The sequence below is a fragment of the Alphaproteobacteria bacterium genome (genome assembly GCA_016699735.1).
Classification (GTDB): Bacteria; Pseudomonadota; Alphaproteobacteria; order Micavibrionales; family Micavibrionaceae; genus JAGNKE01.
On record CP065008.1, the window covers coordinates 812,211 to 827,553 of the forward strand.

Annotated in this window: 13 protein-coding genes; 10 read left to right on the forward strand and 3 right to left on the reverse strand. The window is 55.1% G+C overall.

Annotated features, from left to right (window positions below; translation table 11 throughout):
- Window positions 1–42 precede the first annotated feature (42 nt).
- Entirely contained in the window at window positions 43–240 is a 198-nt protein-coding gene (gene secE / locus IPN28_03935; protein ID QQS57975.1) for a preprotein translocase subunit SecE, read from the forward strand.
- An 18-nt stretch (window positions 241–258) separates the two neighbouring features.
- Complete coding sequence (gene nusG, locus IPN28_03940) at window positions 259–792, forward strand: transcription termination/antitermination protein NusG (GenBank protein ID QQS57976.1); 534 nt, start codon at window positions 259–261, stop codon at window positions 790–792.
- A 3-nt stretch (window positions 793–795) separates the two neighbouring features.
- Here nusG and IPN28_03945 read toward each other — a convergent pair whose 3' ends face one another.
- The 3 genes from IPN28_03945 to IPN28_03955 form a co-directional block, all read right to left on the reverse strand.
- On the reverse strand, window positions 796–1,086 hold the full coding sequence (locus IPN28_03945) for a hypothetical protein (GenBank protein QQS57977.1): 291 nt from the start codon (window positions 1,084–1,086) through the stop codon (window positions 796–798).
- Window positions 1,087–1,175: 89 nt separating this feature from the next.
- Window positions 1,176–1,778: a hypothetical protein gene (locus tag IPN28_03950; protein ID QQS57978.1), complete on the reverse strand. Its 603-nt coding sequence runs from the start codon at window positions 1,776–1,778 to the stop codon at window positions 1,176–1,178.
- Between the two features lie 5 nt (window positions 1,779–1,783).
- Window positions 1,784–1,981 (reverse strand): DUF4926 domain-containing protein, encoded by a 198-nt coding sequence (locus IPN28_03955; GenBank protein ID QQS57979.1) that lies wholly within the window; start codon window positions 1,979–1,981, stop codon window positions 1,784–1,786.
- Between the two features lie 210 nt (window positions 1,982–2,191).
- On the opposite strand from IPN28_03955, the gene rplK reads away from it, so the two are divergent.
- The 8 genes from rplK (at window position 2,192) to rpoC (ending at window position 15,297) form a co-directional block, all read left to right on the forward strand.
- A complete protein-coding gene (gene rplK, locus IPN28_03960) occupies window positions 2,192–2,620 on the forward strand; it encodes a 50S ribosomal protein L11 (GenBank protein ID QQS57980.1) in 429 nt (142 codons plus the stop codon).
- A 3-nt stretch (window positions 2,621–2,623) separates the two neighbouring features.
- Entirely contained in the window at window positions 2,624–3,349 is a 726-nt protein-coding gene (rplA, locus tag IPN28_03965; protein ID QQS57981.1) for a 50S ribosomal protein L1, read from the forward strand.
- Between the two features lie 140 nt (window positions 3,350–3,489).
- Window positions 3,490–4,620 carry a TIGR03118 family protein gene (locus IPN28_03970; GenBank protein QQS57982.1) on the forward strand — a complete coding sequence of 377 codons (1,131 nt, stop codon included), beginning with the start codon at window positions 3,490–3,492 and terminating at the stop codon, window positions 4,618–4,620.
- A gap of 241 nt (window positions 4,621–4,861) precedes the next feature.
- On the forward strand, window positions 4,862–5,374 hold the full coding sequence (gene rplJ / locus IPN28_03975) for a 50S ribosomal protein L10 (protein ID QQS57983.1): 513 nt from the start codon (window positions 4,862–4,864) through the stop codon (window positions 5,372–5,374).
- A 50-nt stretch (window positions 5,375–5,424) separates the two neighbouring features.
- Complete coding sequence (gene rplL / locus IPN28_03980; GenBank protein ID QQS57984.1) at window positions 5,425–5,802, forward strand: 50S ribosomal protein L7/L12; 378 nt, start codon at window positions 5,425–5,427, stop codon at window positions 5,800–5,802.
- A gap of 269 nt (window positions 5,803–6,071) precedes the next feature.
- On the forward strand, window positions 6,072–10,304 hold the full coding sequence (rpoB, locus tag IPN28_03985) for a DNA-directed RNA polymerase subunit beta (GenBank protein ID QQS57985.1): 4,233 nt from the start codon (window positions 6,072–6,074) through the stop codon (window positions 10,302–10,304).
- Window positions 10,305–10,328: 24 nt separating this feature from the next.
- Window positions 10,329–11,051 (forward strand): SIMPL domain-containing protein, encoded by a 723-nt coding sequence (locus IPN28_03990; GenBank protein ID QQS57986.1) that lies wholly within the window; start codon window positions 10,329–10,331, stop codon window positions 11,049–11,051.
- Window positions 11,052–11,088: 37 nt separating this feature from the next.
- Window positions 11,089–15,297, forward strand: coding sequence for a DNA-directed RNA polymerase subunit beta' (gene rpoC, locus IPN28_03995; GenBank protein ID QQS57987.1), 4,209 nt, complete (start codon window positions 11,089–11,091; stop codon window positions 15,295–15,297).
- Window positions 15,298–15,343 lie beyond the last annotated feature (46 nt).

A 15,343-nucleotide genomic window follows, 5' to 3' on the forward strand; every position in this document is an offset into this window, starting at 1 on the left:
ACAGTCATATCAAGGGCTTGTGGCTAAAGTTAAGAGGAAGAAATGGCAAAAACCGGACCCGTGGAATACCTGCGTCAGGTCAGAAACGAAATGAAAAAAGTCACCTGGCCGTCCCGTCAGGAAACGACGGTCAGTATGATTGCGGTTTTTATTATGGTTTTTTTGGCATCGACCTTCCTGTTTTTCTCGGACCAGATTATTGCCTATCTGGTGAGGTCAATTATGAGCATCGGGCTATAAAGGAAAAGGATTAAGACAATGGCTAAACGCTGGTACGTTCTTCACGTTTATTCAGGTTTTGAAGCAAAGGTGGCCGAAGCCATCCGCGAAAAGGCAAAAAAACAGGGTCTTGAGGACAAGATTGAGGAAATTCTTGTACCGATGGAGGAGGTCGTCGAGGTGCGCCGCGGGCAGAAAGTTAGCGCCGAGCGCAAATTTTTCCCCGGCTATGTACTGGCGCGTTTGGATATGGACGATAACGTCTGGCACCTGATTAAAAACACACCCAAAGTCAGTGGCTTTTTGGGCGCAGGCGGCAATAAACCTGTCCCGATCAGCGAAGCTGAGGCCCAAAGAATTTTAAGGCAGGTTCAGGAAGGGATCGAGCGTCCGCGTCCGTCGGTCATCTACGATATCGGCGAGGAGGTCAAGGTGACCGAAGGCCCGTTCGCCTCCTTCAACGGCTTTGTGGAGGAAATCGACGAGGAAAAGGCCAAGCTAAAGGTTTCTGTTTCAATCTTCGGTCGCGCCACCCCGGTGGAATTGGAATTCAGCCAGGTCGAGAAGCTCTGAGGCTTAACGGACTTTATCCTTAAAAAACGCCCAAACTTCTTCGGCGGTCTCGAAATCCCTGTTCTGGCCGTCAACAATGAATCGGAAAAGCGCCCGGTAATGGTGCTTGAGGCTTGGCTCCGTGTGGCCACCTCCAATGACCTTTATCAAAGCCACGGGCGCTGGCCCGAAATACAAATATTTCCTTGCTTTGGTGCCGTCTTCCGGATCGTGGTCCGAAAAGTCTGTAATGACCGGACGGGGATCGGCACCGTTATTTATTACCCACCATGCAACGGAATCCTCGACCGACAAAACGGTCCCTCTGTGCTTTTGTTTGGCTTCTTTTGCAACGTGCCCACCTTCGTAAGGTAGCAAATGATCCTCAGTTCCATTGATAAAAATTACAGGAACAGGCTTTTTTTTAAGAATTCACACGCGCTGAATTGAGGCATAGCCGCCGCCACTGGGGAGATCGCAGCAACTATTTCTGGAGCTTCCAAGGCTAAGCGCAGGGACATATGCGCCCCATTGGAAGTTCCGGTTACATAAATTCTTTTGGCATCAACATTTTTCTCACGGAGCAACGTATGAATGAGCAGTCTGATGAAGCCAAGATCATCGGAATGTGTCTTAGATGATTTGTCCTTACGACAGTCGTTCCAGTCCTTAAATCTACCAGCGCTGACAAGCCCTTTCGGTATGGCAACGATAAATCTTTCGCGACGGGCCAGGTCCAGCCAGGTACGGTTGGGATTATTATCATTCATATTTTTTTGCGCACTGCCCATATAACCGTGAAGGACAATAACGAGTGGACGCTTTGCTTCGATGTTTGGATATGGGTCGTAAAGATCATATGTGCGCTCGATCCCTCCGGAAATAAGCCCTATATAATTGGTGTAGTCCTTAAGATCAAACGCACGGACCGGAGGAAAGGCCGTAACTAGGAACAGAAAAAGGCAAAAAACCCCGACCGCGACACTTCTGAAAATAAAAGGCTTCATGAATTCTAGGCGCTCCACATAATCTTGAACTGCTCGGGCTTGAGGACAAGTTGTACAAGAGTGTTCCCAATCCTATCCAGAAATTCAACGGTGCATGAGGGCTCAGGCTGTTCATGGACGGCGACGATAAACCCGTGCTTGCCGCTGACCAACCCGTATTCCGGGAGATCGACAGAAAGCGTGATGACATCGTCTTTTTTCATGGAGCCCTTTTGGGTTCAGGTTTCTTATGCCCGCGTTCCCTCTATAGTCCAGCAATCGTTTTGCGGCAAGGGAAGGGGGCAATAGAGGTTAATTTTTTTCTTGATTGATCGGAACCAAGAGTTTATGGTCCGCCAAATCGTTGTGGGAGGCGTTCTCAAAAAGCCCATTGGGCGCCGCACCACGAAACCTTAACCTTTAAGGAGTAGACAATGGCAAAAAAAATAACAGGTTATATTAACCTGACCATCCCCGGCGGAGCGGCCAATCCGTCGCCGCCTGTAGGTCCAGCCCTCGGTCAGCAGGGCGTGAATATCATGGAATTCTGTAAGGCGTTCAACGCCCGTACGGAAAGCCAGAAAGGTGTTCCCACGCCGGTTGTCATCACCGTTTATGAGGATCGTTCATTTACCTTCATCACCAAGACCCCGCCCGCAAGCTACTTCCTGCTGCAGGCCACCAAGCGTGAAAAGGGCTCCGGTACCCCCGGTCGTGAAGTTATTGCCCAAGTCAGAAAATCGCAGGTGCGCGAAATCGCCGAAAAGAAAATGGTCGATCTCAACGCTAACGATATCGACGCGGCGATGAAAATTATTGAAGGCTCGGCCCGTTCTATGGGCATCGAAGTCGTGGAGGGATAAGTCATGGCGAAAGCAGAAAGCAAGAAGAAATCCGAAGGCAAAAAGCCGAAAAAACAGCAGGTTGTGGTCGACCGCAATAAGTTTTACGGAATCGAGGAGGCGGTCAGCATCCTCAAGGCGGATTCGAAGAACCGTAAGTTTGATGAAACCATTGAAATTGCAATCAATCTTGCGGTTGACACGAAACACGCCGACCAGCAGGTCCGCGGGATGCTGAGCCTTCCCAACGGCACCGGCGCGAAGGTCCGCGTGGCTGTCTTCGCCAAGGACGAAAAGGCCAAGGAAGCGAAAGCCGCTGGTGCTGATATTGTCGGCGCTGACGATCTGGCGGAGAAAATCCAGAAGGGCGAAATCGATTTCGATCGCTGTCTGGCGACCCCGGACATGATGGGTCTCGTTGGCCGTGTTGGTAAGATTCTCGGCCCGAAAGGGCTGATGCCGAACCCGAAACTGGGAACTGTGACGCCGAATATCGGCGAAGCGGTCAAATCCATGAAGGGCGGAGCTGTTGAATTCCGTGCGGAAAAGGCAGGCATTATTCACGCCCGCGTTGGCAAAGCCTCTTTCGACGAAGCCAAGCTGGTGGAAAACATCCGCGCCTTCTATGAGGCGATTATCCGGGCCAAACCCGCCGGAGCCAAAGGCAAATACATCAACAAGGTGTCCGTAACATCGACCATGGGCCCGGGGATCAAGATTGATCCTGAAACCCTTCGCAAGACGGCCTAAGTAGCTCTCTGACGGAAAAATTTATAAAGAAGCCCGGTTTTTTCCGGGCTTCTTTATTTTGGCTCTTGTCAAAGACGAAAGATGTGATTAAGAGTCATTCTCAATAAAGAGTAACTCTTACTATCATCAAGGAGCACAAGTTGATGTACCGCAAAATGACCCTTTTATCCTGTGTTGCCATTACACTCTTCAGCCCGTCTCAGGCTAAGGCCGAAGGGTACATTCTGCAAAATCTGGTCGCAAACCGGCAGATTTATATGCCCGAAATCGTCGATCCGCAGATGGTCAACGCCTGGGGTCTGGCGATCCGTCCGGCGGGAGCGGGGGGTCATTTCTGGATCAATAACACCGATACAGGAACGGTCAGCCTTTATGTTGGCGATGTAGGCGGGAAAAAGCTCTTTCAGGATGATGTCAAGCGGATCACTCTGCCCGCCGCGGACCCGAAGGCCGAGCATTCCACTCCGACGGGGCAGGTCTTTAACGGCGTCGAGACGGAGTTCGTGGTGATGACGCATGATGGCATCACCGGCCCCAGCAAGTTCATATTTTGCACCGAAGACGGCACGATCATCGGCTGGACTGAAAAAAAGAATGACGATGGAACTTTTATTCGTCCCTCTCATGGCGTGATTACCGTCGATCAATCTAAACAGGGAGCGATTTACAAAGGGATAACCGTTTCCGTCAACCGCGAAGGCGGAAACCGACTTTATGCGGTGGACTTCGCCAACAACCGCGTCGATATATTCGATTCCTCCTTTAAACCTTTGAAGATCGAAGGAGCATTCGCGCATCCAGCCGGAGTTCCCTCCGATTACGCGCCCTTCAACGTGCAGGAGCTGGGCGGCATCCTCTATATAACCTATGCCAGACTGACAAAGGAACCCGGCGAAGAAGAGCAGGGCACCGGGCTGGGCTATCTTGCGGCCTTTGACTATGAAGGCAAGCTGATCCGCGAGTTCGAGGGCAGAAAAGATCTCGACGCCCCTTGGGGGCTGGCGATCGCACCGGCAGACTTCGGTCAGGCGTCCGGCCGTCTGCTGGCCGGCAACTTCGGCGACGGCAAGATCGTGACGTTTGATCTGGAAAGCGGCAAGCAGGAAGGCGTTTTGAAACGGCCAGATGGCAACCCGCTGGAAGTCGAGGGACTTTGGGGCATATTGTTCGGAAATGGTCAAAGCCTTGGCGATACCAACGCACTCTACTACGCCGCCGGCCCTGCCGAGGAGGCGGACGGTGTCTTCGGAAAAATCGTCTGGACACCATAAATTATCTCAGAAAACGCTTGACGGGCAGGTTTTCCTTCTATAGACCTGCCCGTAGTTTACAAAAACCTGTCAGGGACTGCAGGGGCTATAGCTTAAAAAGCCTGCACAGATAGGAAGAATAAAAAGCCAAGCCTAAGATCAAGGCCGCTTTTCTTCTTTCAGACTGATCCCCGCAGGCGGCCAAAAGGCCGCTTTAGTTTTTTGGGAATTTAACTTTGATCGTGGAGACAAAGCCATGGGCATGAGCCGGGCAGAAAAAAACGAGGAAATCGTGGCGCTGAACCAGCGTTTTAACGAGGAAGAGCTTGTGGTCGTCACCCAGTATTCCGGTCTGACCGTTAAGGAGCTCACCGACCTGCGGAACGAACTCCGCAAGAACGGTGCAAAATTCAAGGTTATTAAAAACCGCCTCGCACAGCGCGCCCTGAAAGGGACGAAGTTCGAGAAGCTGGAAGATATGTTCGCCGGCCCGACCGGCATCGCCACCTCAAAAGACCCTGTGGCCGCCGCGAAAGTAACATTTGAATTCGCCAAGAAAAACCAGAAGCTGATTATCGTTGGCGCGGGCATGGGCGAAACGGTTCTCGATCCCAAGGGCGTGGAAGCGCTGGCCAAACTGCCGAGCCTTGACGAAATCCGCTCCAGGCTGGTGGGTCTTCTGGTGGCGGCCCCGACCAAGCTGGCGGGAGTTCTGCAGGCTCCGGCCCGCGATCTGGTGGGCGTAACTAAGGCTTACGGCGAGAAACAAGGTTAGTTTTTTAATTTTCAGAGAAATGATCAAGTTTAAATTCTAAGGAGGAAAAAATGGCTGCTGATCTGAATAAAATTGTTGAACAACTCTCGACCCTGACGGTTCTGGAGGCTGCGGAACTATCCAAGCTTCTCGAAGACAAATGGGGCGTAACCGCGGCTGCGGCTGCTCCTGTCATGATGGCAGCGGCTGGTCCGGGTGCGGCTCCTGTCGAAGAGAAGGACAGCTTCAATGTCGTTCTCGTTGACGGCGGCGCAAACAAGATCAATGTGATCAAGGAAGTCCGCGCAATCACCAGCCTCGGCCTGAAAGAAGCCAAGGATCTGGTCGAAGCGGGCGGCAAGACCGTTAAGGAAGGCGTCAAGAAGCCCGAGGCCGAGGAAATCAAGAAGAAACTCGAAGCCGCCGGCGCCAAAGTCGAGCTGAAATAATCTTCGCCTGAAACATCAAGCATTTCCCGCATGACTTTAAGGGTGTGGGAAATGCTAATATTTCATGGAATGAAGGTTGACAAACAGCAAAACGATGGTCCATATAGCTTACAAAATTTCTGAGACAGACGTGAAACCCGTACCCGTAACGGATGCCGCTTTGCGGAAAAACTAGGGATTTGAACCTGTTACCCTGATGTTGAAGGGGCAACAGGTTGTTTTTGTTTGCTTGATTAGCAACTTTTGGAATTTTTAAAAGGTGAGAAGAAATGAGCGCAGCCAAGACCTCAAGAGCAGTAACGCAGGCCAACGATATCAGCAGCTTTACCGGCCGCAAGAGGATCCGGCGCAATTTCGGACGCATCCGCGAAGTCGCCCAGATGCCCAACCTCATCGAGGTGCAGCGCAATTCCTACGAACTGTTCCTTCAAAAGGACGTTCGCGCCGAAGACCGAGAAATGCGTGGCCTTCAGGAGGTTTTCTCCTCCGTCTTCCCGATTAAGGATTTCAGCGACCGTGCGGAAATTGATTTCGTAAAATTCGAATTCGAAGATCCCAAATACGATGTGGATGAGTGTCAGCAGCGGGGGATGACTTACGCCGCACCACTGCGCGTGACCTTGCGCCTCTCGGTCTTTGATGTGGATCCTGATTCGGGGCTCCGTTCGATTCGGGACATCAAGGAGCAGGACGTCTATATGGTCGATATGCCCCAGATGACCAATAACGGAACCTTCGTCGTGAACGGCACGGAGCGGGTTATCGTCTCCCAGATGCACCGTTCCCCAGGCGTCTTCTTCGACCATGACAACGGCAAGACCCACGTTTCCGGTAAATACCTCTTCTCGGCTCGTGTCATCCCCTACCGCGGCTCATGGCTCGATTTCGAATTCGATGCCAAGGACATCATGTTTGTCCGTATCGACCGTCGCCGCAAGCTGCCATTAACCACTCTGCTACGCTGTCTGCACAGCGCGGAAACCGAAAAACTCCGCAAGAAAGCCGAAGACAAGGGCGAAGATATCGACCCGCTGCTAGTCCAGGGAATGTCAAACGAGGAAATCCTGAAGACATTCTACGATGTGATTGTCTACGAACAGGACAAAAAGGGCTGGCGCACGGCTTTCAACCCGGACAGGGTGCGTGGGATCAAGCTGAATTACGATCTGATAAACGCGAAAACCGGACGCACTGTTGCCAAGGCCGGGGAAAAGATCACTGCACGAGCGGCCAAAAAATTGGCCGAGGCTGGATTGGAGGAAGTCCGCGTCGAGAGCGAAAACCTCGTCGGCAACTTCCTCGCCGTTGATATCTTTGACCAAAAAACCGGACTGGTTCTTTTCGAGGCCGGCCATGAAATCGCGCAGGAAGATTTTGCCAAACTTGAGGAACTGGGCGTCAGCGAAATTCCTGTTCTGTCCATCGACTTCCTCAATGTTGGACCCTATATCCGCAATACACTGCTGGCTGACAAGTGCGACACCCGTGAAGCAGCGCTGGTGGATATCTACCGCGTTATGCGACCCGGCGAACCCCCGACAGTGGAATCCGCCGAGGCGCTCTTCCAATCGCTCTTTTTCGATGCCGAGCGCTACGACCTGTCCTCTGTGGGTCGGGTCAAAATGAACGCCCGTCTCGACCTAGAGGCAGACGATCAGTTCCGCGTTCTGAGTAAGGCCGACATTCTGGCGATCGTGAAATACCTCCATGGCCTGAAAGATGGCCGCGGCGAGGTGGACGATATCGACAACCTCGGAAACCGCCGGGTCCGCTCGGTCGGCGAACTCATGGAAAATCAGATGCGTATCGGCCTTCTCCGCATGGAACGGGCGATCCGCGAACGGATGTCCTCCGTGGATATCGATACCTATATGCCCCACGACCTGATCAACTCGAAGCCAGCCCAGGCCGCCGTGCGCGAGTTCTTCGGCTCCTCGCAGCTCTCCCAGTTTATGGACCAGACCAACCCGCTCTCGGAAATCACGCACAAGCGCCGCCTCTCGGCCCTTGGCCCCGGCGGTCTGACCCGCGAGCGCGCCGGCTTCGAAGTCCGCGACGTACACCCGACCCATTACGGTCGGATATGTCCGATCGAAACGCCCGAAGGCCCGAATATTGGTCTGATTAATTCGCTGGCCACCTTTGCCCGCGTGAATAAATACGGCTTCATCGAAAGCCCTTACCGCAAAGTCTCAAAGGGCAAAGTGACCGATGAAGTCGTCTATATGTCCGCGATGGAAGAGGCCAAATACGTGATCGCGCAGGCGAATTCCGTACTCGATAAGTCGGGCAAGTTCGAAAGCGAACTCGTCTCCTGCCGTCAGGCCGGCGAGAACATCATGTCCCAGCCCGAAACGATCGAATATATTGACGTTTCGCCCAAGCAGATCGTCTCTGTCGCGGCCTCGTTGATCCCGTTCCTTGAGAATGACGACGCGAACCGCGCCCTCATGGGATCGAACATGATGCGTCAGGCCGTTCCGCTGCTGCGCTCGGCCGCCCCGATCGTCGGCACAGGCATGGAAGCAACGGTAGCGCGGGATTCCGGCGCCGCCGTCTCTGCCCGTCGCGCCGGCATCGTGACCAAGGTGGACGCGACCCGGATCGTCGTTCAGGCCACCGAGTTTGAAAAGGCCGATGATCCAGTCGTGGACATCTACAAACTCTCCAAATTCCAGCGTTCCAACCAGAACACCTGCATCAACCAGCGCCCGCTCGTAAAAGTCGGAGATGAGGTCAAGGCGGGCGATATCGTGGCGGACGGTCCTTCGACCGACCTCGGCGAACTCGCTCTGGGCCGCAACGTCCTTGTGGCGTTCATGCCTTGGAACGGCTACAATTTCGAGGACTCCATCCTCATCTCCGAACGCATCGTCAGCGATGACGTCTTCACCTCGATCCATATCGAGGAATTTGAGGTCATGGCCCGCGACACCAAGCTGGGAACCGAAGAAATCACCCGCGACATCCCCAACGTCGGCGAAGAGGCGCTCAAGCACCTTGACGAGGCGGGAATCGTGCACATCGGCGCCGAAGTCGCCCCCGGCGATATTCTGGTCGGTAAGGTCACACCCAAGGGCGAAAGCCCGATGACGCCCGAGGAAAAACTCCTGCGCGCCATCTTCGGTGAGAAGGCCGCGGACGTGAAGGATACCTCCCTGCGCCTGCCGCCCGGAGCCATCGGAACGATTGTCGAAGTCCGCGTCTTCAACCGCCGCGGCGTCGATAAGGATGCTCGAGCGCTTTCTATCGAGCAAGCCGAAATCGAGCGTCTGGCCAAAGACCGCGATGACGAGCGCCGCATCCTCGAAGATGGCTTCTACGGTCGTCTGGAACAAATGCTGGTCGGGCAGAAACTGGCCTCGGCTCCCAAGGAAGCCAAGCTGAAAAAAGGCGAATCGATCAAGAAAGCCGATCTCGCGGAAATCAAGCGCGGCCTCTGGCGTCTTGTCTCTGTCGAAAGCGAGAAGCGCATGGCCGAAATAGAGGCTATGACCAAAACCTTCGATGCCGCCGTCGATGATCTCAAGAAACGCTTCGAAAACAAGGTCGAAAAACTCCAGCGCGGCGATGAACTGCCTCCTGGTGTGATGAAAATGGTCAAAGTCTTCGTGGCTGTAAAACGCAAGATGCAGCCCGGCGACAAGATGGCGGGACGTCACGGCAATAAGGGTGTGGTCTCCAAGATCATGCCGGCCGAGGATATGCCCTATCTGGATGACGGAACGCCTGTTGACCTCGTTCTGAACCCTCTGGGCGTACCCTCGCGGATGAACGTGGGACAGATTCTCGAAACCCATCTGGGTTGGGCGTCCGCAAGCCTCGGCAAGCAGATCGGCCAGATTATCGCGGCCTTCGAAAACGCCAAAAAGCCGACCGAGCAGGAAATGAAAGACCTGCACGGCAAGCTCAAGGACGTTTACGGCGAACGCGAGTTCAAGGATCGTGTCAGCCAGCTTGAACAGGGCGACCTGATCGAGATGTGCAAGAACGTCAGCGTCGGTGTGCCGATGGCCACCCCCGTCTTCGACGGCGCACATGAACAGGACATCACCGAGTTGCTGCAGAAGGCCGGCCTCGACCGCTCCGGTCAGGTCCGCCTGATCGACGGCCGCACAGGCGAATATTTCCACCGCCCGGTCACCGTCGGCTACATGTACATGCTCAAGCTCCATCACCTTGTGGACGATAAGATTCACGCCCGTTCCATCGGGCCGTACTCTCTCGTCACGCAGCAGCCTCTGGGCGGTAAGGCCCAGTTCGGTGGCCAGCGCTTCGGGGAAATGGAAGTCTGGGCGCTTCAGGCCTACGGTGCCGCCTATACGCTGCAGGAGATGCTCACCGTCAAGTCCGACGACGTGGCGGGCCGCTCCAAGGTCTACGAGGCGATTGTGCGCGGTGAAGACAACTTCGAAATCGGAATCCCCGAATCCTTCAACGTCCTGACCAAGGAACTGAAGGCTCTGGGCCTGAATGTCGATATGAAGCAAACCGCTAAGTAAGGGTAAGGGCGGACGGAAAGACTGATGCAAGCGATCGCGACATTCCTGTCTGCATTGGTTCTGGCGGCGTCCATCGCCGCCGGAGGCTTGTTCCTGCGCGAGGGGATGATCCGCTTCAACGCACAGCAGGGGGTTGTTTCCGTCAAGGGGCTGGCGGAAAAGAGCGTCGAGGCCGATCTCGGCGTCTGGCGCATATCCCACAGCGTCAAGGAATGGGATCTTCCTGCCGCTCGCCAGAAGCTGCAGACCAACCAGCAGGCGATCGAATCCTTCCTGAAACAGAATGGCTTCGCACCAGAGGAATACGCCCGCAAGAGCATTTCCCTTTTTCAGGGCCGCGAAGTCGCCGCGCAGGTCGGAGAGGTCCAGGAATACAAGAACACCTTTGAAATGACCCAGACCATAACGGTCCGCAGTCCCAAGGTGCGGGAGATCGAAAAGGCCGCACAGAATACCTTCGCCTTGATCGCGCAGGACGTTCTGCTCACCAATTCCGACCCGGTGTATATGTACACCAAACTGAACGAGGTCAAGCCGGACATGATCGCCGAGGCGACCCGTAACGCACGCGACGCGGCCACTCGCTTCGCGCAGGATTCCAACAGCAAGGTGGGAAAGATTCTTTCCGCCGATCAGGGATGGTTCAATATCCTCTCCGCATACGGTGACGAGGTGGAGAACGAACAGGCCTCGATCGAGAAAAAAGTGCGCGTAGTAACCACAGTGAATTTCACCCTGATTGATTAAAATCAGGACCAAGACAGAAGAGAAAAGGGCGAAGACGATGAATGAACTGATGAACTTGTTTGGCCAGCCGACCGGACCGCAGAGCTTTGACACGATCCGCATTTCTATTGCATCTCCGCAGCAGATCAACAGCTGGTCCTTCGGCGAGGTAAAAAAACCCGAAACCATCAATTACCGGACCTTCAAACCAGAGAAGGACGGACTCTTCTGCGCCCGTATCTTCGGACCCGTGAAGGACTATGAATGTCTTTGCGGCAAATACAAGCGTATGAAATACAAGGGAATCATCTGCGAAAAATGCGGCGTCGAAGTGACCCTGACCCGCGTCCGCCGCGAACGCATGGGCCACATCTCCTTGGCCTCGCCCGTCGCGCATATTTGGTTCCTGAAATCGCTGCCGAGCCGGATCGGCCTCATCATCGATATGACTCTCAAAGAGCTGGAGCGCGTCCTCTATTTCGAAAACTTCATCGTCATCGAACCGGGCATGACTCCGCTCAAGCCGATGCAGCTTCTCTCCGAAGACGATTATTACAACGCCCAGGACGAATACGGCGAGGAATCTTTCCGCGCCGGAATCGGCGCCGAAGCGCTCAAGGAAATCCTCTCCGCGATTGATCTGGAGCAGGAACGCCTGAAGGTCGAGGAAGACCTGCGTGAAACCAGCTCCGAAGCCAAGCGTAAGAAGCTCGTCAAGCGCCTGAAACTGGTCGAGGCCTTTATCACGTCCGGCACCCGCCCGGAATGGATGATTCTGGACACTGTCCCGGTCCTCCCGCCCGAACTGCGCCCACTCGTTCCCCTCGATGGCGGCCGCTTTGCGACCTCCGATCTGAACGATCTCTACCGTCGCGTCATCAACCGGAACAACCGTCTGCGCCGCCTGATCGAACTCCGCGCCCCGGACATCATCGTCCGCAACGAAAAGCGGATGCTGCAGGAAGCCGTAGACGCCTTGTTCGATAACGGCCGTCGTGGCCGTGTGATTACCGGCGCGAACAAACGCCCGCTGAAATCCCTCTCCGATATGCTCAAAGGCAAACAGGGGCGCTTCCGTCAGAACCTGCTCGGCAAGCGTGTGGACTATTCCGGCCGCTCCGTGATCGTGGTTGGCCCGGAACTCAAGCTGCATCAATGCGGCTTGCCCAAGAAAATGGCTTTAGAACTATTCAAGCCGTTCATCCTCCACAAGCTGGAAATTTACGGTCTGGCCTCGACGGTCAAGGCCGCCAAGCGCATGGTCGAAAAGGAACGCCCCGAAGTCTGGGATATCCTTGAGGAAGTCATCCGCGAGCACCCCGTTCTCCTGAACCGGGCGCCCACGCTGCACCGCCTCGGCATTCAGGCGTTCGAGCCGGTCCTGATCGAGGGCAAGGCGATCCAGCTTCATCCGCTCGTCTGTACGGCGTTCAACGCCGACTTCGACGGGGACCAGATGGCTGTTCACGTCCCGCTCTCGATTGAGGCGCAGCTTGAAGCTCGTTGTCTGATCATGTCCACCAACAACATCCTCTCGCCCGCCAACGGCAAGCCAATTATTGTTCCGACGCAGGATATCGTTCTCGGCCTTTACTATCTGTCCATTGGCCGCGACGGTGAAATCGGTGAAGGCATGATCTTCCGCGGTGCCGGGGAAATCGCCCACGCGCTTCAGGAAAATGTCGTCAGCCTGCACGCCAAGATCAAGTGCCGCTACCGTGATGTGGACGAACAGGGCAATCCGAAAACCGTTCTGGTTGAATCCACACCAGGACGTATTCTCATGTCTGAATTGCTCCCGCGCCACCCGCAGGTGCCGTTCGCGCTAATCAATCAGGTGCTGACCAAAAAGGAAATCATGTCCCTGATTGACATCGTCTACCGCTATTGCGGTCAGAAGGAAACGGTCATTTTCTGCGACCGTTTGATGAAGCTTGGCTTCCGTCATGCCTGTATCGCGGGCATTTCCTTCGGTAAGGACGACCTCGTCATCCCCGAGGCAAAAAAGAAACTGGTCGATGCCGCTTACGAAAAAGTCAGCGAATTCGAGCAGCAATACATGGATGGTCTGATCACCAAGGGTGAAAAATACAACAAGGTCGTCGATATCTGGTCGCGTTGCACCGACGAAGTCGCGGACGCGATGATGAAGGGCATATCCAACATCGAATCCGGAAAGCTGAACGCCGTCTACATGATGGCGCACTCGGGCGCACGGGGTTCCGCGGCCCAGATCCGCCAGTTAGCGGGAATGCGCGGCCTCATGGCTAAACCCTCGGGCGAGATCATCGAAACCCCTATTATCTCAAACTTCAAGGAAGGTCTTTCGGTTCTCGAATACTTCAACTCCACCCACGGCGCCCGGAAGGGTCTGGCCGACACGGCGCTGAAGACCGCGAACTCGGGTTACCTCACCCGCCGTCTGGTTGATGTCGCGCAGGACGCCATCATCACCCAGCATGATTGCGGAACGGAAAACGGAATCATGATGCGCGCCGTGATGAACGGTCCCGATGTCATAGTCTCTCTGTCCGAACGCATCCTCGGCCGTGTGCCGTCTACGGATATCAAGAGTCCCCTCACCGGCAAGACGATTGCTGGCGCCGGGATCATCATTGATGAGGTTACAGCCGAGCAGGTAGAAACCGCGGGCGTGGACGAAGTCAAGGTCCGTTCCGTTCTGGTTTGCCAGGGGGATAATCATGGCATTTGCTCCAAATGTTATGGCCGCGATCTGGCCCGGGGAACCGAAGTCAACGTTGGCGAGGCCATCGGCGTGATGGCGGCCCAGTCTATCGGCGAGCCGGGAACCCAGCTCACCATGCGGACGTTCCACATTGGCGGCGCGGCGCAGAAGGGCGCTGAGCGCTCCCATGTCGATGCGAATATCGAAGGCAAGGTTGAAATCCGCAACAAGAACCTCGTTAAGAACTCCGCCGGTGTCACCATCATCATGGGCCGCAACACGGAACTCGTCATTCAGGACAAAAAGGGCGCCGACAAGGCAACTTACCGCGTTCCCTACGGCGCACGCCTCTTGATCGAAGACGGCGCCAAGGTCAAGGCCGGAGAAAAAATGGCCGAATGGGATCCCTACACCCTTCCGGTCATTACCGAAAAGGACGGTGTTGCCCATTACTTCGATCTGGTGGAGGGAATCTCCGTCGTCGATCAGGCCGACGAAGCAACCGGAATTTCTTCCCGCCGCGTCATCGACTGGCGTTCACAACCCAAGGGAAGTGACCTCAAACCGCGCATCGCGCTTCTGGACAAAAAGGGCAACATCATCAAGCTGCCCAACGGTCTGCCTGCGAACTACGAACTATCAGTGGACACGCTCCTCTCCGTCGAAAGCGGACAGGAAGTCAAGGCAGGGGATATCGTCGCCCGTATCCCCCGTGAAACCTCGAAGACCCGCGATATCACCGGGGGTCTCCCGCGTGTGGCCGAACTATTCGAAGCCCGCCACCCCAAGGATTTTGCGGTCATCGCAGAACTGGACGGTTACGTTGAATTCGGCAAGGACTACAAGTCCAAGCGCCGGATTGTCGTCCGCCCGGTCAATGTAGATGAGGAAGCCCGCGAATACCTGATCCCGAAGGGACGCCACTTGGCCGTTCAGGAAGGCGACTTCGTCCGCAAGGGCGACCGTCTGCTCGACGGATCGCTAGTGCCCCACGATATCCTGAATATTCTGGGTGTAGAGGCGCTGGCCGAATACCTGACGAACGAGGTACAGGAGGTTTACCGCCTGCAGGGCGTTCGGATCAACGATAAGCACATTGAGGTGATTGTCCGCCAGATGATGCAGAAGGTGGAGGTATCCACCACCGGCGACTCCACGTTCCTGGCCGGAGAGCATATCGACCGGGAGGAGTTCGAGGAAGCGCGCCGACGCTATATCGAGGAAGGAAAGATCGCACCAGAGGGCAAACCGGTCCTTCAGGGGATCACGAAGGCCTCGCTGCAGACCCGTTCCTTCATCTCGGCCGCCTCTTTCCAGGAAACGACGCGTGTCCTCACCGATGCCGCCGTCAACGGCAAGGTGGACCGCCTGAACGGCCTCAAGGAGAACGTCATCGTCGGCCGCCTGATCCCGGCGGGAACCGGCGCATTCGTGAACCAGATGAAACGTCTCGCCGCTGAACGCGACGAAGAGGTTCTGGCCAATATGCCAAAACCCGAAAGCCTCGAAGATCAGGCTTCTGCCGAAGCACAACATGAAAGTTCAGAATCCCGCCCGCGCAAGGAAGTTGCAGCGGGATAGCACCGAATAATATGAACTGTATTTCTAAGAACCCCGAAAAGGGGTT